At 45.3% G+C, this 23,674-nt stretch carries 19 protein-coding genes and 1 pseudogene; 16 read left to right on the forward strand and 4 right to left on the reverse strand.

The annotated features are described in order from the left end of the window. Nucleotides 1-184, forward strand: a pseudogene (locus HMPREF0240_RS24775) (group II intron reverse transcriptase/maturase); the annotation flags it as partial. A 106-nt stretch (nt 185-290) separates the two neighbouring features. Here HMPREF0240_RS24775 and HMPREF0240_RS02625 read toward each other — a convergent pair. Further along, on the reverse strand, nt 291-1,550 hold the full coding sequence (locus HMPREF0240_RS02625) for a Glu/Leu/Phe/Val dehydrogenase (RefSeq protein ID WP_009001906.1): 1,260 nt from the start codon (nt 1,548-1,550) through the stop codon (nt 291-293). A gap of 105 nt (nt 1,551-1,655) precedes the next feature. After that, a complete protein-coding gene (locus HMPREF0240_RS02630; protein WP_009001907.1) occupies nt 1,656-2,936 on the reverse strand; it encodes an aminotransferase class I/II-fold pyridoxal phosphate-dependent enzyme in 1,281 nt (426 codons plus the stop codon). A gap of 116 nt (nt 2,937-3,052) precedes the next feature. On the opposite strand from HMPREF0240_RS02630, the gene HMPREF0240_RS02635 reads away from it, so the two are divergent. Next, nucleotides 3,053-4,006 carry a LysR family transcriptional regulator gene (locus HMPREF0240_RS02635; RefSeq protein ID WP_009001908.1) on the forward strand — a complete coding sequence of 318 codons (954 nt, stop codon included), beginning with the start codon at nt 3,053-3,055 and terminating at the stop codon, nt 4,004-4,006. 216 nt (nt 4,007-4,222) lie between these two features. Then, complete coding sequence (locus HMPREF0240_RS02640; protein WP_009001909.1) at nt 4,223-6,097, forward strand: PEP/pyruvate-binding domain-containing protein; 1,875 nt, start codon at nt 4,223-4,225, stop codon at nt 6,095-6,097. A 20-nt stretch (nt 6,098-6,117) separates the two neighbouring features. On the opposite strand, the gene HMPREF0240_RS02645 is transcribed toward HMPREF0240_RS02640, so the two are convergent. Then, on the reverse strand, nt 6,118-7,086 hold the full coding sequence (locus HMPREF0240_RS02645; RefSeq protein WP_035312290.1) for a LysR family transcriptional regulator: 969 nt from the start codon (nt 7,084-7,086) through the stop codon (nt 6,118-6,120). A 235-nt stretch (nt 7,087-7,321) separates the two neighbouring features. Here HMPREF0240_RS02645 and HMPREF0240_RS02650 point away from each other — a divergent pair, with 235 nt between their 5' ends. Together HMPREF0240_RS02650 and HMPREF0240_RS02655 are read left to right on the forward strand one after the other, a co-directional pair. Next, a complete protein-coding gene (locus tag HMPREF0240_RS02650; RefSeq protein WP_009001911.1) occupies nt 7,322-7,993 on the forward strand; it encodes an AroM family protein in 672 nt (223 codons plus the stop codon). 50 nt (nt 7,994-8,043) lie between these two features. After that, nucleotides 8,044-9,642 (forward strand): OPT/YSL family transporter, encoded by a 1,599-nt coding sequence (locus HMPREF0240_RS02655; protein ID WP_009001912.1) that lies wholly within the window; start codon nt 8,044-8,046, stop codon nt 9,640-9,642. Nucleotides 9,643-9,682: 40 nt separating this feature from the next. Here the strand turns inward: HMPREF0240_RS02655 and HMPREF0240_RS02660 are convergent, their stop codons facing one another. After that, nucleotides 9,683-10,615 (reverse strand): LysR family transcriptional regulator, encoded by a 933-nt coding sequence (locus HMPREF0240_RS02660; protein ID WP_009001913.1) that lies wholly within the window; start codon nt 10,613-10,615, stop codon nt 9,683-9,685. Nucleotides 10,616-10,782: 167 nt separating this feature from the next. Between HMPREF0240_RS02660 and HMPREF0240_RS02665 the strand changes: the two genes are divergently transcribed. The 11 genes from HMPREF0240_RS02665 to HMPREF0240_RS02715 all read left to right on the forward strand — a co-directional run bounded on the left by HMPREF0240_RS02665 (nt 10,783) and on the right by HMPREF0240_RS02715 (nt 23,640). Next, on the forward strand, nt 10,783-11,547 hold the full coding sequence (locus tag HMPREF0240_RS02665) for a carbon-nitrogen hydrolase family protein (RefSeq protein ID WP_207636752.1): 765 nt from the start codon (nt 10,783-10,785) through the stop codon (nt 11,545-11,547). A 30-nt stretch (nt 11,548-11,577) separates the two neighbouring features. Beyond that, nucleotides 11,578-12,888, forward strand: coding sequence for a cytosine permease (locus HMPREF0240_RS02670; protein WP_009001915.1), 1,311 nt, complete (start codon nt 11,578-11,580; stop codon nt 12,886-12,888). Between the two features lie 30 nt (nt 12,889-12,918). Continuing rightward, nucleotides 12,919-13,986, forward strand: coding sequence for a hypothetical protein (locus HMPREF0240_RS02675; RefSeq protein ID WP_035312291.1), 1,068 nt, complete (start codon nt 12,919-12,921; stop codon nt 13,984-13,986). A gap of 36 nt (nt 13,987-14,022) precedes the next feature. Next, on the forward strand, nt 14,023-15,087 hold the full coding sequence (locus tag HMPREF0240_RS02680; RefSeq protein ID WP_009001917.1) for a hypothetical protein: 1,065 nt from the start codon (nt 14,023-14,025) through the stop codon (nt 15,085-15,087). A 224-nt stretch (nt 15,088-15,311) separates the two neighbouring features. Beyond that, complete coding sequence (pepD, locus tag HMPREF0240_RS02685) at nt 15,312-16,739, forward strand: beta-Ala-His dipeptidase (RefSeq protein WP_157134223.1); 1,428 nt, start codon at nt 15,312-15,314, stop codon at nt 16,737-16,739. Nucleotides 16,740-17,225: 486 nt separating this feature from the next. Next, nucleotides 17,226-17,699: a hypothetical protein gene (locus HMPREF0240_RS02690; RefSeq protein WP_009001919.1), complete on the forward strand. Its 474-nt coding sequence runs from the start codon at nt 17,226-17,228 to the stop codon at nt 17,697-17,699. 1,176 nt (nt 17,700-18,875) lie between these two features. Beyond that, the gene (pfkB, locus tag HMPREF0240_RS02695) at nt 18,876-19,808 is read left to right on the forward strand and encodes a 1-phosphofructokinase (RefSeq protein WP_009001920.1); all 933 of its coding nucleotides are present in this window, start codon (nt 18,876-18,878) and stop codon (nt 19,806-19,808) included. Beyond that, a complete protein-coding gene (locus HMPREF0240_RS02700) occupies nt 19,805-20,269 on the forward strand; it encodes a PTS sugar transporter subunit IIA (protein WP_050794469.1) in 465 nt (154 codons plus the stop codon). Before pfkB ends, HMPREF0240_RS02700 begins: the two co-directional genes overlap by 4 nt. Further along, nucleotides 20,266-21,663 carry a fructose-specific PTS transporter subunit EIIC gene (locus HMPREF0240_RS02705; protein ID WP_035312294.1) on the forward strand — a complete coding sequence of 466 codons (1,398 nt, stop codon included), beginning with the start codon at nt 20,266-20,268 and terminating at the stop codon, nt 21,661-21,663. The genes HMPREF0240_RS02700 and HMPREF0240_RS02705 overlap by 4 nt, the downstream gene beginning before the upstream one ends. Nucleotides 21,664-21,677: 14 nt before the next feature. Beyond that, nucleotides 21,678-22,793: a uroporphyrinogen decarboxylase family protein gene (locus HMPREF0240_RS02710; RefSeq protein WP_009001921.1), complete on the forward strand. Its 1,116-nt coding sequence runs from the start codon at nt 21,678-21,680 to the stop codon at nt 22,791-22,793. A 100-nt stretch (nt 22,794-22,893) separates the two neighbouring features. Then, nucleotides 22,894-23,640: a DeoR/GlpR family DNA-binding transcription regulator gene (locus tag HMPREF0240_RS02715; protein WP_035312516.1), complete on the forward strand. Its 747-nt coding sequence runs from the start codon at nt 22,894-22,896 to the stop codon at nt 23,638-23,640. Nucleotides 23,641-23,674 lie beyond the last annotated feature (34 nt).

The following is a 23,674-nucleotide window of genomic DNA, read 5'->3' on the forward strand; positions in this document are numbered from 1 at the left end:
GAATAGAAAATATGAATGTGGATTCGACCATGAATCAATCTATAAAGTTGCAAACTCAAGACTTGGATGGTACAGACAGAGTGGAATGAACGTAGTTAATTTTATCATTAGCCCAATGGTGCTTGAAACAAAAATAAAGGACGGAGCTGGTTTGCTCAATCCTTTAAATTATTATCTAAGATAAGTTGGAATATAAGTTGTAGAGCCGTATACGAGACCCGTACGTACGGTTCAATGAGAGGGAAATAATGCTAGCCATTATTTCCCTACTCTATTCTTTATATAGGATTTTATGGCCAGATAGCCCTTGCTTTCTTAGCATCCACAACACGTTTTACCGCAATCAGATATGCCCCTGTTCGCAGTGTTGTATGCTGCTGCTCTGCGATATTCCATACGGCATCGAATGCAGGATCCATAATGTTTTTCAGTTTTTCGTTCACGGTTTCTTCCGTCCAGCTTACAGACTGGATGTTCTGTACCCATTCGAAATAAGAAACGACAACGCCGCCTGCATTTGCGAGGATATCGGGGACTACGATAATTCCTTTTGCGTTTAATGTTTCGTCTGCCTCTGCTGCGATTGGTCCGTTGGCCGCTTCTACGATTATATCAGCCTTGATTCTGTCTGCGTTTGAGGCATTGATCTGGTTCTCCAGTGCTGCGGGAACCAGGACTTTAACATCAAGTTCAAGCAGCTCTTCGTTGGAAATGCGGATCATGCCGTCTTCGTTGTAATCCTCCAGCAGGTTTCTGCGGTCTTTGGACAGGTATTCAAGAATTGCGGGGATATTCAGACCGTCCTGGTGATAGATTCCGCCGGATACGTCGCTGACAGCAACTATTTTCATGCCCTCTTTGTAAAGGAGTTTGGCCGTTATGCTTCCCACGTTACCCATTCCCTGGATTGCCGCAGTTGCCCCGTTTGAATCGAGGCCAAGCTTCCTGAGAATATTTTTTGTAGTGAACATTACCCCGCGTCCTGTTGCTTCATTACGTCCCAGTGCACCGCCGAGTTCGATTGGCTTACCGGTAACAACTCCGTGTACACAGTGCCCCTTTAACATGCTGTAAGTATCCATCATCCAGCCCATAACAGCCGCGTTGGTTCCTACATCGGGCGCCGGGATGTCCTGCTCTGGTCCGATCAGCGGTGCGATGGCAGCGGTAAATCTTCTTGTGATGGCACGAAGCTCATTTTCTGATAATTTGTTCGGGTCACAGACAACACCGCCCTTACCGCCGCCGTATGGAATGTTGACAACCGCGCACTTGAATGTCATCCACGCCGCCAGCGCTTTTACTTCATCCAGATTTACGGCAGGATGGAAACGGATTCCGCCTTTGGCAGGGCCTCTGGAAGTAGAGTGCTGGATGCGGTAACCTTCAAAAACGTGCGTTGTACCATCATCCATGCGTACCGGGATTGCTACTTTCAGTTCCCTTTCCGGATATTTGATTGCTTCGATGTCACTGTCGCTGTATCCCAGTATGTCTGCTGCTTCTTTTACTACTTTTAATACGTTATCATAAGGATTATACTGTCCCATAACGATTCTCCTTTTCATAATTACAATTCATCTGGTTTCCGTTTGTTTCTGACGCATTCGAACTTTCTTGTCTTTAATTACCATAGACAGAGCTGCATATATGAATCATTTTTCCAGCAGCTTTTCAATTCCGGCGATCTTTACGCAGATGGAAAAGACATCCATTGCTTTTTCCAGTTCTTCGATGGCAGGATAGGTTGGTGCAATCCGGATATTGCTGTCATTGGGATCCTTTCCGTAAGGGTATGTGGCACCGGCGCCCGTCAGGGTAACGCCTGCTGTTTTCGCCAGTTCTACCGTGCGTTTTGCACAGCCTGGAAGCGTATCCAGTGATATGAAATAACCGCCCTTTGGACTGCTCCACGCTGCCAGTCCTGTTCCGGACAGAGCTTCTTCCAGCTTGCCGAGAACCATATCAAATTTGGGCTTTAGTTCTTCTGCCAGTTTTTTCATATGGTTTCTGATATTTTCAGGTGTCCTGAAAAACTGTACATGGCGCAGCTGGTTCAGTTTGTCGTGCCCAATGGTCTGGGCCGACATATGCTTTTTCAGTTCTTTGATATTCTCCGGACCGGATGCAATCAGTGCAATTCCTGCACCGGGGAAGCTGATTTTGGAGGTGGAAAAGAAGTAGTAAGCTCTTTCCGGGTGTCCTGCTTCTGCACACTCTTTTAAAATATCCTTTAACGGGACATCTTCATAAATATGATGTACGCCGTAGGCATTATCCCAGAAAATGCGGAAATCATCCGCTGCGGTTTCCATGGAAGCAAGCTGTTCCACGACTTTATCACTGTAGCATACGCCCTGTGGATTTGAGTGCAGCGGTACACACCATATTCCTTTGATGGATGCATCTGTACGTACCAGATCCATCACAATGTCCATGTCCGGGCCGTCCTCTTTTAACGGAACGGAGATCATCTCGATTCCGAGCTCTTCACAGACCGTGAAGTGGCGGTCGTATCCGGGAACCGGACAGAGGAATTTAACAGGTGCGCCATGATATCTGTGATAGAGCCATGGTTCGCATCCGCCTGTTCCGAACAGGCACAGAAAACTGATTGTATCAAACATAAGGTTCAGACTGGAGCTGCCCCCGATAATCATCTGTTCGGGATTCAGTCCAAGCAGTTCACCGAATAGCTGCCTGCATTCGGGAATGCCTTCGAGGATACCATAATTTCTGGCATCAGTGCCATCGGCAAGGGTATAATCTTCCAGTTTGTTAAGCAGTTCATTGCTCAGGTTCAGCTGCGCGGCGGCGGGTTTTCCTCTAGCCATATTCAGCTTCAGGTTTTGCGCCCGGGCTTTCTGATACTGAACCTGCAGGTCTTTCAGCAAAGCGGTCAGGTTTTCGATTGAATCATCGGTGATTGCTTTCATAATGTCCTCCTTGTGCAAGGTTTCTTTTCTTGCTTTTATTATAGAAATAGCATAGAATAAAAACAAATATTTATATTTATATAGTCATTATAACTAAATGGTTATGGAGGCATGGTATGTTCAGTGGAATGAATTACGTATATGAAGTATATAAAGAAAGAAGTTTTTCAAAGGCGGCGGAGAACCTCTATATCTCTCAGCCGGCGCTCAGCGCCATGATCAAGAAGGTGGAGAGCAAAGTGGGGATGCCTCTTTTTGACAGGAGCACGACTCCGATTCAGCTGACGGACTGCGGGAAACGATACATAAAGACGGCGGAGAAGATTATGGACCTGGAAGATGAGTTCGCCTATTATGTGGGCAATCTGCACGAACTCAAGACCGGGCATCTTTCTGTGGGGGGAACATACCTGTTTTCCTCTTTTATATTTCCACCTATTATCTCCAGATTCCGTGAGACTTATCCCAATGTAAAGGTAAGCCTTTTTGAGGGACATACACCGCTTCTGGAGCAAAAGCTCTTTGCGGGAGAGTTGGATATTATCATCGATAATTATCTGCTGGACGAGTCTATTTATGAAAAGAAGATCTTTATGGAGGAACATCTGCTGCTGGCAGTGCCGGCTTCTTTTGACAGCAATAAAAGAGCGACAAAATACCGGCTTAGCGTGGAGGATGTGCGTGGGAATGTTCACCTGCAGCCGGAATTTCCCGGGGTTCCGCTGAAAAAGTTCAAGGATGATCCGTTCATTGTTCTGCGCTCGCATAATGATACGAGAGAGAGGGTGGAGGCTATATGCCGGAGGGCGGAGGTGCAGCTTAATTATTCTCTGAAGCTGAACCAGCTTCTGACGACCTACCATCTGACAGAATATGGAATGGGGGATTCCTTTGTCAGTGATACCGTGGTCAAGAGCCTGCCCCCGGACTCGGATATCGTCTATTATAAAATTGATGATCCGGATGCGGTCAGGGAGGTATATCTGTATTACCGAAAGAATAAATATCTCACAAGGTGCATGACAGAGTTTATGAAGATGGCGCTTACGGGAATCAATATTGAGCCGTAGGATAAGGGATAGTCGAAAGTATAACTATGTTACTGTTCACACCTGCTGGTGTGCACAGCATGGTCTGAACGGTAACATAACTATTTACTTATACCTGTTATAATTTGAAATGATTTGCTATTTCAGCCGGATTAATTTACACTTAATTTAATAAGGAAAATGATTTACCGGTTGAAACTGGAAGTGAACCACATTGGGGAAAGGGGGAGGTCGTATATGAACAGCTGGAAAGAATTACTTGGCAGAGAAGAGATGACAGATGAAGAGAAGAAAACAGTATGCAGCAACCTTATGACTACAGAATCACGAATGGAACGGCTGATAGTAAAACACTTTTCTACAGACGATTTCCGGAAAGTTCTGGAAAGAAGAATCGGGGAGGGGCTGATAGGCGGAAAAGCCTGTGGACTTCTGGTGGCCAGGAAGCTGATTAAAGTGCGTCTTCCGGAATACAAAGATTACATAGAGCCGCACAACTCTTTTTTTATCGGTTCGGATGTGTTCTGCAGATACCTGGAGCAAAATAACTGTATGGAACTTCGTGAGAGGCACCGCCGGGAGAAAGAGCATTTTCAGGATGCCGAAGAGCTGAAAAGCCGGCTGTTAAACGGTGCTTTCCCGGAAGCGATACGGGAGGAACTGAAAAGAGTTCTCGGCCATTATGGAACAACTCCAATCATTGTGCGTTCCAGCAGTTTTCTGGAGGACGGTTATGGAAATGCTTTCTCCGGAAAATACGAGTCTATCTTCTGCATGAATCAGGGGAGTGATGAAGAGCGGCTGGAAGAGCTTGAAAATGCGGTGCGTCAGGTCTACGCAAGCACAATGAATCCGTCCGCCATTGAGTATAGGAGAAAACGGAAACTGCTGGATGTGGATGAGCAGATGGCTCTTCTGGTTCAGAAAGTAGAAGGCGAGAGGTATGGCAATCTGTATTTTCCGGTAGCGGCAGGTATGGGATGCTCATACAATCCTTATAAATGGATGGAGCATATGAATCCGGATGCCGGTATGCTGCGAATTGTTATGGGGCTTGGGACCAGAGCCGTGGAGCGGACACCTGGTGATTACCCGAGGCTTGTGGGTATGGACCGTGCACAGGCAAACATCAGAACTACCATTGCAGAACGCCATAAGTTTTCACAGCGCCAGGTGGATGTGCTGGATCTTTCCGGGGAAGGGCTGTGTACAAAAATGCTGGAAGTGGTCATCCCCAATCTGACGGATTGGCAGAAGAAGCTTGTTTTAAGCAGAGACAGCGACGCGGAATATATATTGTCCCAGAGACGGCAGTTTCGAAAGGTCTATTTTGCGGACTGCCAGGGTCTGGTCGAGAAGAATGATTTTATAAAGATGATGCGAAAGATCCTGAAGATGCTGGAGGCGGAGTATGAGAGGCCTGTGGATGTAGAGTTTGCCGTCAGAAGCCCACAGGAGGGCGCATGGAAGGTGAACCTTCTCCAGTGCCGGCCTCTTCAGGTGGCAGCATCCGAACGGGTTGAGATCCCGGAGGGGATTGACAATGAGCTTTTATTCGATGTACGCCGTACCTCTATGCGCCGTTCAAAGAAAGAAGCGCTGGACTGCATTGTCTGGGTAGATCCTCAGGCTTATTATGAGTATCCTTATGCGAAAAAGCCGGATGTGGGACGGATGATCAGCTGCATCAACCAGCACTACGAAGAGGTAGATAAAAAGCTGATGCTTCTGGTTCCCGGCCGGATCGGGACCTCATCCCCGGAACTGGGAGTACCGGTTGTCTATGCAGATATCAGCCAGTTTATTGCCATATGCGAGGTGGCATACAGCAAAGCGGGATACCGCCCGGAACTTTCTTATGGCAGCCATATGTTCCAGGATCTTGTAGAAGCGGATGTTTACTATGGTGCCATCAATGAGAACAGCAAGACCAGGCTGTATCAGCCTGGTTTATTATCACGCTTTCCGAATGTATTCCTGAAGCTGTGGCCCAGAGAACAGGAGCTGTCGAAAATTATAAAAGTATATGATGTATCGGGAACCGGCACCAGCCTGCTTTTGGATGCAAAGGAAGGCAGAGCGGTCTGCCGGCTTGGAAAAAGCGGAAAATAACATCCGCGTTGCTGCATCTGTTATTCGGCCGTTCCTTTATCATAACAATCGGGCCCGGCCTCTGTCCGGCAGCTGTATGAAGGGATGCCTCCGTGCAGATGCCCGAGATTTTCCTGACAGACGGCAAGAAACTGCAGGCTGCTGGGGGCAAAGAAACTGTTTTTCATCCAGGCAAAGTTGAAGAGATGAAAAGAGGAAAAGCTGTGAATATGTATCTGACTGAGCAGTCCGGCGTCGATATCGTCCTGCACAACAAAGCGATAGATAAAGGAGATACCGATATCTTCCATGATCAGCTTTTTCACTGCATTGATTGTGCCGATCTCTACATAGGACCGGAAGGTGTTAACATCCTGGTTATGTGCATGCAGGATCTTCATCAGGTTGCGCTGCGAGTAGGTGTCATTTTCCCTGAATACAAGCCGGTAGCTGTTGAGCTCTTCAAAGTCAACGGTCTTTCCGGCAAGGGGATGCTTGGGAGAACAGACACAGATAGTCTCGGATTCGAAGAGCTCCACGCTTTCATATTCATCCGGGAGACAGTAGATGTCCGTGATACAGAAATGGATGCGGCCGCTTTTCAGCTGCGCCAGCAGTGCATCGGCTTCTCCGAGATACATGCTCACTTTTTTGTCGGGAAAACGCCTGAGGTACTCCGCTACCATGTGTGGAACCAGAGACTCTCCTGTGGTAGTCAGCGTGCCAATCTTGATTTCCTCCGGTTCCTGTGGTTCTGCTTTCAAACGGTCCGCAATCTGCTGCGAGTCGGCTTTGACGGTCTGGGCAAATGCACGCAGCAGTTTTCCATGCTCTGTGAGATGCAGACGGCGTTTTTCATCGTAGTAAAGCAGTTTGGTCTGATAGTGCTGTTCCAGATGCTTGATGTGCTGGGACACTGCAGGCTGTGTGATGTTAAGAATGCTGGCCGTCTGAGTATAATTCCCGGTCCCGCACAGAACAAGAAAAGTTTCGAGTTTTAAGTCTAACATATGAATAAAAGTCCTTTCTAAAATATTCTGACAGCAAATGCTATAATCTGATCTTATATGGGTATAAAATAATCTAATTTTATATTTTATCTATGATAAAATCAAGGTAATAACTACACGAAAGCATACAGCAAGGAGGCTTATCTTACAAAAATAGGATAAGTCCCTTTTTGTATAAAGATTGCTATGATGTCTGAAGGAAGGAGGCAGTGAAAAGAATAGAGGAGGTGGGTTAATGAAGATTGGAGCGGTTACAATCGGGCAATCACCGAGAGTGGATGTAACACCTGATATTATGCCCATATTGGGCGAAGGTGTGGAATTGCTTCAGGCGGGTGCACTGGACGGTCTGACGAAGGAACAGATTAAGGCCATGGCACCTCCGGAAACAGATTATGTTCTTGTTTCACGTTTAAATGATGGCACGTTTGCCAAATTCGGAGAAAGTTTCATTCTGAATAGAATGCAGGACTGTATCTCAAGGCTGGAAGAGCAGGGGGCAGTTCTCATCATGCTGTTTTGCGCGGGAACTTTTCCGGACATATTTGAAGCAAAGGTGCCGCTTGTGTATCCGGCAAAGATTTTGAATGGTTTGGCTCGTGCATTGAGCAAAAACTCCAACATCATAGTAATAACACCAGATGAACAGCAGGTGCAGCAGGCATATGACCAGTGGGGACCCATCATGGAGAAGGTGACTCCCATACCGGCAAACCCCTATGGAGATATGGCTGAGGTGAGGAAAGCGGCAGAGAAGGCCAGGGACATGGAAGCGGACCTGATTGTGATGGACTGTATAGGCTTTACAAAAGAAGCAAAAAGTATTGTGGCCTCTATCGCAGGGAAGCCTGTTCTGTTATGCAGGACAACTCTGGCGCGGACTGTCAGCGAAATGTTAGACATTTGAGCTGCATAAGTTTTACAACAAACAGAGTTTAACACAAAGGAGGCGTTTAAATGAACGAACAAAACAACGGGACACAGGCAAAAAATCATCCGTCAGCGCTAAATCCGGCGATTTTGATCCTGAACATTATACTTTCGGTTCTGGGTGCTATTATCGGTCTGGAGCTGATCGTACGTGTCGGTATCAGTACGAATACGTCAATCGTAGGCGCACTGTTTGCGATTATCCTTTCGAGGATACCCCTTGCAATATTTAAAAAGTACAAAAATATCCATGCACAGAACCTGGTACAGACGGCCATTTCCGGTGCAACTTTTTCTGCGGCGAACAGTCTGATTCTGCCGATCGGTATTCCTTACCTGATGGGAGAACCGCAGCTGGTAGTTCCTATGCTGGTAGGTGTGCTGCTGGCAACTATTATTGATGCAACCATACTTTATAAGACATTTGATACTCCGATGTTCCCGGCAGAAGAGCCATGGCCGCCCGGAATTGCGGCAGCCGAGACGATTCTTGCTGTTGTCAACAAGGGCAAAAAAGCAATGCTGCTCATCGTCGGTATGGGCATTGGTATTGTCGGAAAAGCACTGGGCATACCGACGGACCTTCTTGGCGTTACATGGATTGGTGATATGTGGGCACTGGGAGCTTTCGGTGTAGGTGCGCTTGTGATTGGTATCAGCAATGACAATAATTTTAACATGGGACAGTACTATGTGCCTCACGGAATCATGATCGGTGCAGGTCTGGTAGCCCTGATCCAGGTTGGTATCATGCTCTTCAAAAAGGAAGACGGCAAAAACAGTGTTGCAGGCAAGTTTACAAGCAGTATCTCTGATATGAGAGGCGCCCTTGCGAAAGGGTATATTGCATATGTGGTTGTGGCAATCGGCCTGGCAGTGGTATCCGGTATGTATTCTGAGATGTCAGTTCCAAAACTGATTATCTGGGTAATATTTGCAGCATTCTCCGCAATTGCATCCGAGCTGATCGTAGGTATGTCAGCCATGCATTCCGGCTGGTTCCCGGGATTTGCGACGGCTCTGATCTTCCTGCTTGTGGGTATGATGATCGGGTTCCCGAAACTTCCTCTTGGTATTCTGGCAGGATATACAGCAGCCACCGGACCGGCATTTTCCGATATGGCATATGACTTCAAATGCGGTTATATCCTCCGTGGAAACGGTGCGGATCCGGAATTTGAGCGCGCGGGCAGAAAACAGCAGTATATCGCGGAGATTATTTCATTCTTCGTAGCATTTGTTGTTGTTCTTGCGATGTTTAATACATACTTTGAAAATGACATGTATGCACCAGTTGCACGTACTTTTGTGACAACCATAGATGCAGGCTCCAGCCCTGAGATTGCAAAATGGCTGCTGATCTTTGCAATTCCGGGTGCGATTATTCAGTTTATCGGCGGCCCTAAGAAGCAGCTCGGTGTCCTGTTTGCAACAGGTCTGCTTGTAGGCAGCACGATTACTGGTATTACAGTTATCATAGCCCTGATTTTCAGAATCATTGTTGTGAAGTATAAAGGAGAAGAGGGACAGAGTATTCTGTACATTCTTGGTGCAGGTTCAATAGCAGGCTCGGCCCTTTACAGCTTCTTCACGTCAACCCTGCAGCTGGGAAAAGCTAAAAAATAACTGGCTAAGGGATGGCAAAAAAGGGAACGGTCAGTTTTCTTCAGGAAGGAGAAGAAAACTGACCGTTATTTTTAAAGATGGAAGAATCCAGGACTTCTCTGCATATCTCAAGGAACTGCATGTTGCCGGGGGCGAAAAAACTGTTTTTCATCCAGACGAAGCTGAACATGCAGTGCGACGAAAAGTTGCGGATATGTATCTGGCTGAGCAGGCCTTTATCCAGATTTTCCTGTACAACGAAACGGTAGATGAAGGAAATCCCCACATTCTCCATGACCATTTTCTGCACTGTGTTGATGGTGCCGATTTCAACATATGACTGGAAGTTGTTAATATCCTGGTTGTGTGCATGGAGGATCTTCATCAGATTCCGGTGGGAGTTGGTATCATTTTCCCGGAAAATCAGCCGGTAGTCGTTCAGCTCTTTAAAATCAACGGTTTTGCCGGCGAGCGGGTGCCTGGGGGAACAGACACAAATTGTATCTCCTTCAAAGAGTTCACAGCTCTCGTAATCCTGAGGAGGGCAGTAGGTGTCTATGATACAGAACTGGATGCGCCCTGACTTAAGCTGCATCAGGAGTGCATCGGCCTCACCGAGGTACATGCTGACCTTTTTGTCCGGATACTTTTTCAGGTATTCTGCGACCATATGGGGAACAAGAGACTCCCCGGTTGTGGTAAGAGTTCCGAGTTTGAGCTCATCCGGCTGTTCGGGCAGGGTTTTCAGCTTCCGTTCTATAATCTGTGAATCTGCCTTGATTGTCTGGGCGTAGGAACGAAGCAGCTTTCCGTGTTCTGTCAGATGGAGCCGTCGTTTTTCATCGTAGTACAGGAGCTTGGTCCGGTAATATCCTTCCAGATATTTGATGTGCTGAGTGACAGCAGGCTGTGTTATACTCAGCCGGTTTGCTGTCTGTGTGTAGTTCCTGGTCTCGCACAGGATCAGGAATGTTTCCAACTTTTGATCTAACATTTCACCACAAATCCTTTCTGAATTTTCTGGCAATAGTTCGTATAATCGGAACTTATTAGGCCATAAAATAATGTGATTTCATTTTATACAAAAATTGTGGTATTATCAAGACAAATGAAAGCCATCGCAAAAAAATATAAAAAAAGATGGAGAAAGGATGTGGGAAAGTGCTGAAACTGGGTATTGTACAGATGTCAGTTCTGGAGGGAAAAGTAGAAGATAACTGCAGAAAGATCAAAAAAGCTGTGGAAAGCCATGCAGCTGATGATATTGATCTGCTCTGCTTTCCGGAATTGTGCATCAGCGGATATGATTTCGAAAGTGCCGCATTATCTGACAGGGAGGCGGCATTTTTCTCAGAGCTGGCTGCTGAATATGAAATTGCAATATTAGCAGGGATTCACATACCGGAGGGAGAAAAACATTATGATACAGCCTGTCTCTGGGATGAAAAAGGAGAACTGCAGGGAGAATACCGCAAGATCCATCTCTGGGACACTGAGAATGACTTTTTTGAAAAGGGGGACGAGCTTGTTACGGTGCCTTTCAGAGGCTGGAATATCGGCATGCTGATATGTGCAGACTATGGTTTCCCGGAAGTTTCCACACCGCTGGCACAGAAGAAAAATGCAGATGTCATGATATATCCAAGTGCATGGGGGGCAGGATGGGAAGATTTATTTACCACATGCAGCAAAATGAGGGCAGCAGAGAATCAGGTATATACGGTTGCTTTGAACCGGGCATCGGGCGACGCACAGTATTGCGGCAATTCAACGGTGTCCAACCCGGACGGGAGCACGCTGATGAGGCTTTGGACTGCAGATGACGCTTATGCAAGAGTCGTCTTGGAAAAAGAAAAACTTGAGGAAGCAAAGAAAGGTATTCCGTGGAGGAATATGAAGAGGTACGAGCTTTACAATAAAATATAAAGAATGAGGGACATAGGAGGATACGAGAATATGGGCAAGAAAAAAGAAGAAAAGGCAGTAATAGTGGATGAGCCGATGACACCGGTGCCGCTGGATCAGCGGCAGAACTGGGTTACACCCGCGGTTATATTCGGCGGACTTGAGTTCTGTGTACCAATCCTTATGATTGGGGCAACGCTGATCGGAGCATTTGGAATCAAAGGGATGGTTCCGGTTGTACTGTTTACGTTTTTGATACTGACATGGGGCGGCAATACATTAAGCGGATACATAGGAGCCAAAACAGGGCTGTCTTCTTCTGTTATCGCACGTCAGGGATTTGGTGATAAGCAGGCGAAATTCATCATAGCGCTTGTAATCGGGGTTATCAGCATGGGCTGGTGGGCAATCCAGACATCTGTTACGGGTAATGCACTCTGCGTTATTCTGGGGATTGACTATACAGCAAACAGATTGGCATGGGCGATTGTTACGATAATCGTTGGATTCTTATTTGCAATTCCGTCTATTATCGGATATTCTTCCATGAAATGGACAGATTACCTTGCAGTTCCCTGCGGATTGCTCTTATGCATAGCTGGTATCTATCTGGCACTGAAAAATGTGGGATGGTCCAACATTATGAGCTATCAGGGAAGCGGAAATATCTCATTTGCCGCAGGAGTGACAATGCTGCTGGGTATGAATGTTTCACAGTTTGTAATCGCAGCCGACTATACCAGATATGCAAAACCGAAGTGGAAAGATAACATCCTGATTCCTTTGGGAATTATCGCAATCGGTATTCCTCTTGTATTTATCGGCGCTATCATGGCAGCAGGAAACGGAACGGCAGATATCGTGGCGGTTATGCAGAACCTGGGATTCCCGGTATGGGGATTCATCGTACTCTGGCTTGCGTCATGGACCAGCCAGCTGGTGAATAACTATACAATGGGGCTTTCCTTCTCAAATATTATGAATGTAACATCCAACAAAGGAAGAGCGACTGTAACACTGGTTGGTACTGTATTGTCTATTATCCTCTCCCTGTGGGGCATTCTGGAACACTTCCAGGATCTTCTGAGCCTGGCAGCTCTGCTGTATCCGGCAATTGCGGGAGTTATGTTTGTGGATTTCTTTGCAAGAAAAGAAAAATGGGTGGACAAACTTGGATGGAACTTTATGGCAACATTAGCTATGGTTATCGGAACTGCAGTCGGCTATGTAACGACTTACGTAGTGAAGATCGGTATCCCGCCGCTTCAGTCTCTTCTGATTACCGGTATCGTATACTATGTGGCTATGAAAATTAAATCAAAATCGGCTCCGGATAAATTTACGGAGGGGATGTTTGAATAAGAGATCAATTTAAAAGAAGGAGTGATAAAAATGGAATATCCAATCGGCGTAGAAATGACAGATTCGTACCAGTCTTATGAGGTGCAGAGAGCGGCGATGAAGCTTGTAAAAGATGTAATGCTCGTGAAACCGGGAGAATCAGTGGTGATTACCGCAGATACATCGACAGACATGAGAGTAGTGGATGCCGTTATGGGCGCAGCGTACACAATCGGAGCAAATCCGGTTATGATTAAATACCCTACAACAGGCAAAGCGTTTGAAGAACCGTTCCTGCCGATCGCCAATGCAGTGGCAGTGGCTGACGTATGGATTGAGTTTGCCTACTACTGTGTAATGCATTCACCGTGCTTCCAGAAGGCCATTGCCAATGGTGCAAGATATACCTGCCTCTGCGGTATGGACACGATTATGCTGGTCAACACAGTTGGCCGGGTAAAATACGATGTACTGGTTGAGTTCGGCGAGTACCTGACCCAGAAGGTGCAGGCTTCCAATGAAATTATAGTACGCGATGCAAACGGAACGAACCTGAAGGCATATAACCAGGGGAGAAAAGTAAAACACTCCGGACAGCTTGCAACAAAGAAGGGCTATCCGGTCATGCTGGGCGGACAGGTAAGCTGGTGCCCGGTAGAAGAGACAATAGAGGGTACGCTGGTGTTCGATGCAGCGCTGTTTCCGCCGAGCGAGATCGGTCTTCTGAAAGATCCTGTGAGAATTGAATTTAAGGAAGGCAGGGTGACAGAGATTACAGGCGGAGCCCAGGCCGAGGTCTTTAAGAAATGGCTGGCATCATTTAATGACCCGAATATGTACCGCCTTGCACATTATTCCATCGGATTTAATCCGGGTGTACGCAAGGCCACAGGAAGAATCGTGGAGGATGAGAGAATCTTCGGATGCATCGAAATGGGCATCGGCAGCCAGGGAGCAAGTCTGATGGGCGCATTCTGGGATGCATCATCACACACAGACGGAGTTGTATCCAAACCGACAATCATTCTGGACGGGGAAGTTCTGGAAGAGAACGGTGTATACAAAGAAGAAACATGCATATCATACTGCAAAAAGCTTGGCGTTGCAGATTATGAATAGAAACTAAGTGTATTCAATTAAAAGGAGGACGAATTTATGGAATATCCAATAGGAATCGAAATGGCGCCGGATTATTTATCTTATGAAGTGAGTAAAGCTGCTTATAAGCTGGTAAAAGAAGTTATGCTGGTTGAACCTGGCGAGAACGTGGTTGTGACAGGGGATACTTCTACAGATAAGAGAGTGCTGGATGCAATTATGAACGCTGCATATATTGTAGGGGCAAACCCGGTACTTGTTTACGTTCCAACGAATGAAAATGCATATGCAGAGCCGATTGCTCCCCTTGGAAATGCAGTAGCAGTGGCAGATGTATGGATTGAATTATCTTACTCTTCCATCATGCTCTGTGAATCCTGGAGAAAGGCAATTGACTTCGGATGCCGCTATATCAACCTGACAGGTATGGATGTTACAATGATTGTTAACTGTATCGGCAAGGTAGATGTTGCACGTGTTGTTGAACTTGGGGAAGCACTCAAGGCGAAGATGGAAGCCGGCAATGAGATCATCATCAAAGATGAAAACGGCACTTATCTTACCGCAAGGAACGAAGGCAGAAAGGTACGGCACTCCGGACAGCTTGCCACATTCAAGGGATATCCGTTTATGATGTGCGGACAGATCAGCTGGTGCCCGATTGAAGAGACAATCAATGGAAAACTTGTCTTTGACGCAGCAATCTTCCCGCCGACAGATATGGGAATTTTGTCAGGCAATGTGGAGCTGACACTGGAAAACGGAATCGTGACAAAGATTGAAGGCGGCAAAGATGCAGAGCGTTTAAGTTCATGGCTGCACTCATTTGATGATCCTAATATGTTCCGTCTGGCACATTATTCACTGGGCTTCAATCCTGGAGTATCAAAGGCAACAGGACGCATCGTTGAGGATGAGAGAATCTTTGGATGCATGGAATTCGGTATCGGAAGCCAGGGCAAGATGATACGCGGAAGCTATTGGACAGCAGCATCCCACACAGACGGTGTTGTTTCCAAACCATCTATTATACTGGATGGAGTTGCAATTGAAGAAAACGGCAAATATGTAGATCCTGAGCTTGCTGAAATCTGCAAAAGAATGGGAGTAGCAGGTTACTAAAAGTAAAACAGGTCTGAAGTAAATGGGGACACCCTCAGGCTTGTGCCAGGGTGTCCTTCTTTATATTTACAGGAAAATGCATCCTGTGAAATAAAAAAGGCCTCCCGGCGGGATGCGCACTGGGGCGTAAGCTGTAGATGTCGTCATGGGACCGCCGCAGGCGCGAGTTTCGGAAGCGAAATTCTATTGATATATAAAACGGGAAAAGGAAAGGAATGCAGCGAATGGACGTAGAAAAAGTAGTATCGTATTTTAAGAAGGTCTGCTCTATACCAAGAGCATCCGGGGATGAGAAGGCAATCAGTGACTATATCGCAGACTTTGCAAGGGAAAGAGGACTGGAGGTAACGCAGGATTCTTATTATAATATCATCATCAGAAAACCCGCCACTGTACCTGATGCCGGTGAGCCTGTAATTCTGCAGGGGCATCTGGATATGGTATATGTGAAAGAAAATGGCAGTGGTCACGTGTACGAGAATGGGATTGAAGTGAAGGAAGACGATGAATATTTTTATGCAGACGGAACTTCCCTTGGATCTGATAATGGCATTGCAATCGCGTACTGCCTGGCTCTGCTCGACAGTGATGATATAGCCCATCCTGACCTGGAAGTCGTGTTTACTGTCAAAGAAGAAGTCGGACTGATCGGTGCTGACGTCATTGATATTTCCTGTCTGAAAGGGACCAGATTTATTAATCTGGATTCTGAGGAGGAAGGGATATTCTATACCAGCTGTGCGGGCGGACTGAGATGCCGCATGATATGGGATGTGGAGACAGAAAAGCTGGAGGATGCAAGAACGCCTCTCAAAGTAACCTTCCAGGGCCTCTCAGGCGGCCATTCGGGCATCAATATCGGAATGGGGCTGGGAAATTCCATTGTGCTGCTGGGAAGGCTTTTATACTGCCTCAGGGACATGCCTGTGCGGATGAGCGGGCTGGATGCTCCAGGGAAAGCCAATGCCATCGCCAATACTGGCAGTGTATGCCTTTATATTAAGCCGGAAGATCTGGATATGGTTATAGCAAAAATACAGGAAGCAGAAAGAACATTTCAGGCAGAACTGCAGTACACAGACTCTGTTACCTTTATAATGGAAGTTGGAGAGGCTTCAGAAGGCGCGGTTGTTTATACAGAAAAATATCAGAAAGAGGTTGTAAACAGCCTGATGCTTCTGCCTTACGGGGTGGCAGGATATTCCTTCGCGATCGAAGGTCTGATCGAGACTTCTATGAATATGGGATCACTCACACTGGAGGAAGGAAAACTTACTTTGCTGATGTCCCTGCGAAGCTCCGTAGAGTCACAGAAATATATGCTGAGAGACAAAATACAGATTATAGCGGATGAGTACTGTGATACCTGCATATTTGAAAGTGATTATCCGGGATGGCAGTTCAGAAAGGAATCACCGCTCCGCGAAAAGGCGATCGAACTGTATGAAAAACTGTTTGATAAAAAAGCAGAGGTGGCTGCGATCCATGCCGGCCTCGAATGCGGGTACTGGGATAATAAAAAGCCGGGCATGGATATTATATCAACAGGCCCGAACCTGTACGACGTGCATTCCACAAAAGAAAAGGTATCAAAAGAATCCATCTCGCATATGTGGCTCTATCTCACTGAACTGCTGAAGGAATTGGCATAGGATATTGTATGGACTTGTGGGATGGCTGGTATGGGTATGAAATCAGAAAATAATTGCCATAAATTAAAATGGAAGCCAGAATGATGAACACTGGCTTCCATTTTTGTGAATAAAGAGGCACGGAGTGTTTCTGCCAGGCGGATTTGAAAAGTCTTAAGAGAATGAAGCGTTATATAGGAATATAGAATTCTCTTAGAGATTTATAAGAAAATTTTAAGGACCTTGCACTTGGAAAGAAAAGGGGATTGTGGTATTCTAAGTGAAAGGCATATGTTTTATGGTCTTGGGGCATTTTATTCCCATGAGCAACGAGCGAAAGTCATGCTTGATTGACTCTGGCGGCTGCCGTGAGGTGCTGTGCGCCAGTGACGCATGTTTAGCACGGACCGAAGCGGAGCGTAAACCAAATATCATGCAGAGGCTGCAGGGTATTTGACTTTAGAGTATGGATATCTGCCACGTATAAGTAGGAGGAGAAAGACTAAAATGACACGGATAGAATTCCTTCAGCAGCTGCGCCAGGCGCTGGAAAATGATCTGAGCGGCAGTGTTGTACAGGAGAATGTAGATTATTATAATCAGTATATATCGGACGAAGTGAGAAAGGGCAAAAGCGAAGAAGAAGTGCTTCGTATGCTTGGAGATCCATGGATACTGGCAAGAACAGTTATAGATGCCCAGGACGGGACAGACAGGTCCACAGTATATGAGGCCGGCGGAAGCACATACACGGACTATGAGAGCGGAAGAAGTACACAGCAGGAGAGCGGAGGGCAAAAGATGCACGGATTTGGATTTGATACGTGGTGGAAAAAACTGCTGGCAGTCCTGGCAGTAATTATGGTAATCGTGATTATATTTTCAATCATCACAGGGATCGTAAGTTTGCTGGCACCGATTGTTGTGCCTATTATCGTCATTATGATTGTTATTCGCCTTATAAGTGGACGGCGGGGGTGAGGTTATGGGTGGTATGGGGGCGCCTCTGGCTGCGGTAACATAGGAGTGGCTGGAAACGGGTTATGGACTGTAAGCTGGAGTAGAGCAAAATAGAAGAAAAACCAGGAATTTTTGTGATTCGGAATCACAAAAATTACCCTGGTTTTTCTTCTATTTTACTCAACTCCAGCTAACAGCCATAAGACGTTTCCAGCCACTCCTATGTTACCGCAGCCAGAGGCTGGACTCATCAAACCGGTACCATAAACTCACCGGGTGGGGCCTAAGCGGGGGGAAGCGGATGAGGATTGGATTGGTGTAACGTTATATTACGGGAAAGGGATTGAACAGAAGGAAAGGCAGATGGCTGATAATTGAGTAGTATGATCCACTGCCACCCTTAAACACTCTGTCCAAACCTGTTCACAAAATTTGCCTGGAAAAGTAAAAGACCGATGGGGGAGCCATCGGTCTTTTGAGGGGAGTATAAATAATTAATAAGGGGTTGTAGAAAGTAACCTTTCTACAAGGATAAGTATAATATACAAAACTGGAAAAAGCAAGCAAAAATAAAAAAAATATTAAATAAAAAGAATCCATGGATTTTGTAAAATATGAATAAAAAAGCAGTTTCACAGGAACAATATGTGTGTACCAAATAAATTTTCTCAGGAGGAATACTCATGTCAAAGAATTACAGTAACTCAAACAACTCAAATAACTCAAACAACTCGAACAATTCTTCAAAAAACACTAACAACAACTCATATTCATCTTATGCAGATGAACAGAGTAAGAACAAAAACTCTAACAAGAATTCTACAAGCAACTCAACATCTAACAGCAGCAAGAACTGCCACAACAACAAGAATATGAATTCTAGCAATGAGAGCATCAACTACTAAATAGAGCTCTTTTTTGCCGAATATAGGGCAAAACTCATTTTGGTACAGGAATGACAAAGATTTGGGACGCAGTAAAGGTTAACTTTACTGCGTCCTAAATTTCTGTATGAGTATGAAAATAGAAATGATTGAAATGACACAAACGGTCATGAATTATATGGAACTGCTAAAAAAACATCCAAAAATATCGAATTTGTAGAAAAATACGCCCAAAAATTGTGAATTATTGGGATTGAATGTGAACGAATATGAAAATATAATAATGCTAAGTTCATTGGAAGGGGGTGAAGGAATGATATATACGGTTACACTAAGTGCATCTTTAGACTATATTGTTTCCGTTGATAATTTTGAGGTGGGAGTTACTAATAGAACCACTTCAGAAAAAATACTTCCGGGGGGCAAGGGGATTAATGTTTCCATGATCCTGCAGTCACTTGGAATTGAAAACAGAGCACTGGGATTTATTGCAGGTTTTGTGGGAGAAGAAATTAGAAAAAGAGTAATAGAAATGGGATGCCAGCAGGATTTTATATTTTTGCCGTCAGGCGTTTCCAGAATCAATGTAAAGCTAAAGTCCATTGAAGGAACTGAAATTAACGGACAGGGACCATACATTTCCTCAGAGTACATACAGCAATTGTATCAGCAGTTAGATTCGCTGAGAGAAAATGACATTCTTGTACTTGCAGGAAGCGTTCCGTATTCGGTACCGGACAGTATTTACAAAGATATTATGAACCGTTTATATGACAAGAAGGTTATGGTCGTTGTTGACGCAACGAAAGATTTGTTAGTGAATGTGCTTGATAACCATCCATTTTTAATTAAACCCAACAGTTTTGAATTAGGTGAGATATTTGAAAAAGAACTGCGGGAACGAAAAGATATCATCAGATATGCAAAGGAGCTGCAGCATATGGGGGCACGTAATGTACTTGTATCTATGGCAGGAGACGGTGCCATATTAGTTGCAGAAAATGGTCAGATATTTGATGCCCCCGCACCAAAAGGCAGGCTGGTAAATGGGGTGGGAGCCGGCGATTCAATGGTTGCAGGCTTTCTGGCAGGATGGCTGGAAGAGGGCGATTATGAGAGAGCCTTTCAGATGGGAGTCGCGTCCGGAAGCGCCAGTGCATTTTCAGAAAATCTTGCTACAAAGGAAGAAATATACAGGATATTAGCACAGTTTGACGAAGAGAAGATCAAAGAGGAGAAGAGATGAGAGATTTATTAAAGCCGGAATATATTTTTGTGAATCAGTCACCAAAATCTGACACTTTAGATTCTGCATTAGAACTCATAAGTGAAAAGTGCAGTGAATATGCGGGGGTAAAGGCCTCGGAACTGAAGAAAATGTTTTTAAAAAGAGAGAAGATGGATTCTACAGGGTTTGGAGAGCAGCTGGCAATTCCACATGCCAAAGTAAAGAGATTAAAGAACCCGATGATTGCAGTATTTCGTTTTGAGAACGGAATAGACTGGAAGTCAATGGACGGACAGCCAGTGAGAGTAGCAATTGCTTTGATCATGCCTGCTGGCGATGAAAATAATACACATCTGCAGGTACTGGCAAAGTTATCCAGAAAACTGGTGCACCAGGAATTTATGGAGACACTGCTGAAGACAGAGGATCGTAAGGAACTGTACAATTATATTATAGAGGAAGTGGGGGATTTGGGATGAAATTTGTAGGAGTTACGGCTTGTCCGACGGGTATCGCGCATACTTATATGGCAGCAGAAAAATTAGCTGAAGCAGCAAAAAAAATGTCAATTGGGATAAAGGTTGAGACGAGAGGATCTGTGGGGATAGAAAACAGGCTGACCGATCAGGAAATCAGGGAAGCTGATGTGGTAATCCTGGGCGTTGGAGTGTCCGTGGATAAGACGATGTTTCACGGCAAAAAGATCGTTGAAGCGTCTGTATCAGATACCATACATAATACGGAAACCGTAATTAAAAGGGCGATAGATGCAGCTGGAGATGACAATTATCCACTTTATACAGGGGGAAGTGCAAAAGAAAAAGCAAACGAAGAGCAGGAGGCGGATACATTTCTTAATCTGCTTAAGAGAATACCGAAGCATTTGATGACAGGCGTATCCTACATGATTCCATTTGTGGCAGCAGGCGGTATCATGATTGCTATTTCCTTTATGTTTGGTATTGAGGCATCAGGAGTAGAAGGTTCCCTGCCCTTTTATCTGAATAAAATAGGCGGAATCGCATTTAGTGTCATGATCCCAATTATGGCCGGTTTTATTGCATACTCCATGGCGGACAGGCCGGGAATTGCACCAGGTATGGTAGCCGGACTGATTGTAACGCAGCTGGATCCAAGCCCCGGATTTATTGGCGGTATTATCGGAGGTCTGCTTGCCGGTATCATTGCATGGGCGATTAAAAAGATTAAGATGCCAAAAGCCCTGGCAGGGTTAAAGCCGGTACTGATTATTCCTCTTTTTTCTACATTCATTGTAGGCTTGCTGATGTATTTTGTAGTAGCGCCGCCTTGTGTGATGCTTCAGAGCGCAATGACAAACTGGCTGACCAATATGTCCAATAGCAGAGGTATTTTACTGGGGGCCGTAATTGGGGCCATGCTGGCGTTCGACCTGGGCGGCCCGGTTAATAAGGTTGCATACATGTTTGGTGTAGGACTTCTGGCAGAAGGTGTATATGGACCGCAGGCGGCAAGTATGGCTTCCGGTATGGTACCTTCTTTGGCGATGGCTCTGGCAACAGTACTGAGGAAAGATTTATATACACCGGCAGAACGGGAGAGTGGTAAGACCGCATGGCTTTTAGGTGCTTCATTTATTGCGGAAGGAGCAATTCCGTTTGCGGGAGCAGATCCGCTTCGTGTAATTCCGTCTCTTATGGTAGGTTCTGCAGTGGCCGGAGGAATGGCAATGGCGTTTAACCTTACATTGCAGGCGCCTCATGGCGGTATATTCGTAATGGGCCTCGTGAACAAACCGTTATTATTCCTGTTGTGTACCGCTGTTGGTATGGTAGTATCAGCACTTATGGTCAATTTCTTAAAAGGGATTAAGGCAAAAAAGAATCATAAATGAGAAAGGAAAGATTTATGACATCAAAAGAACGAGTATTATGCGCAATCAATCATAAGACTGCTGACAGAATCCCGCTGGATTTGGGCGGAACAGCCTGCAGTATGGTGGATAAGGCTTACTTTCAGGTTAAGGAATACTTAAAGATAGACGGCGATATTGAACCATACAGGAAGGGGTCCAATGTATGCTATTATGATGAGCGAATCCTGGATAAGCTTGAAATAGACATCAGAAGAGTTTTTGCAAAGCAGTCGGAGGAGTATCCGATATATCACGAAGACGGCACTTTTTCAAATGAATGGGGGCTTGTTCAAAGAGATACCGGACTATATGTAGAAACGGTAAAAAATCCGCTGGAAGACGCGGAAATAGAAGACTTAGATTCTTATCTGTGGCCCAAAGCGGCAGATATGCTGGATGTAACCGGTATGAGAGCGCGGGCAGAAAAGCTTTACGAGGAAAACGAGTATGCGATCTCTCTGCGTATGCCATGTAACGGTATATTAGAAATTGCCTGCTGGCTGAGAGGTATGGAAAATTTCATGGTAGATACGATCACAGATCCGGAGTTTGCTCATGCCCTGATAGAGAAAATACTGGATGTGCAGATTGAAATGTATGAATATCTGCTGGATCAGGTTGGAGAATATGTTGATATTGTTGAATCAGGAGACGATTATGGAAGCCAGCAAAGCCTGCTTCTTTCACCGGAGGCGTATCGGGAATTTATCTTCCCGGCCAGAAAAAGGCTGAATCAGGCAATAAAACAAAAAGCGCCTCAGGCAAAGATTTACCTTCACAGCTGCGGAGCAATCGCAGATATTATTGAAGATTTGATCGACTGCGGCGTTGATATACTAAACCCGGTTCAGACCTCGGCAGAAGGTATGGATCCAGTCACATTAAAGAATAAATTCGGGGACAGAATCTGTTTTCATGGAGCAGTTGATACTCAGAAAGCAATGGTGGGATCGGTTGAACAGGTAGAAAATGAGGTGAAAAGGCTGATCGATATCCTGGGGAAAGACGGCGGATTTATACTTGGCTCATGCAATCACATACAATCGGACATACCACCGGAAAATGTAGTCAGAATGTTTGAGTATGCAAAGGAGTATTCAAAAGAGTAATAGAAAAATATATAAGCAGACAGAGGATTGAAATCGAAAAACGATACAGGTATAATAAGTGCAGGGAAAAGCAACAGCCGTTTACAGGAGGTGGATGAAAGTGCTGCTCAGAAAAAGACATCAGGAGATTTTAAAACTTCTGGAAAACAGAAAAAGTGTGACACTCCACGAGCTGATGGAAGAGTTCTCCACATCAGAATCAACGATAAGGCGGGATCTTACTGCCCTGCACAAAGAAGGCAAGCTGGTTAAAGTTTTCGGGGGAGCTGTATTGGCAGGCGATTCGTTTTATACAACGGATGAAAAGGTTTCTAACAGAGAAGAAGTTAACCAGACAGAGAAGATTAAAATTGCAAGGTATGCAGCTTCCATGATAAAAAAGGACGATTTTGTATATCTGGATGCGGGGACAACAACCGGCTATATGATAGATTATATTCAGGAAAGAACGGCTACTTATGTAACGAATGGGGTTTCACATGCGCGGCGGCTGTCCGCAATGGGATTCAAAACCATGATCATAGGGGGGGAACTGAAGGAATCTACAGAGGCAGTTGTTGGCGGAGAAGCCTTAAACTGCCTGGATAAATATAACTTCACAATCGGTTTTTTCGGCGCAAACGGTATTAACAAAAAAAATGGATACACTACGCCGGATGTCAGTGAAGCACTGGTAAAGCAAAAAGCGATGGAAAAGTCCCAAAAGAAATATATGCTGTGCGATACGGCAAAGTTTGGAAATGTATGTTCGGTAACATTTGGCGAGTTTTCAAGCGCAACTATTTTAACCAATTATATTCCTCAAAATATATTCGAAAACTGCAGCAATATCATTTCTATTCGCTAGAAGGCCGGAGGGAAAATTGCCGAAATTGGGTTAC

Origin of the sequence: Clostridium sp. D5, assembly GCF_000190355.1 — a bacterium.
Classification (GTDB): Bacteria; Bacillota; Clostridia; order Lachnospirales; family Lachnospiraceae; genus Faecalicatena; species Faecalicatena fissicatena_A.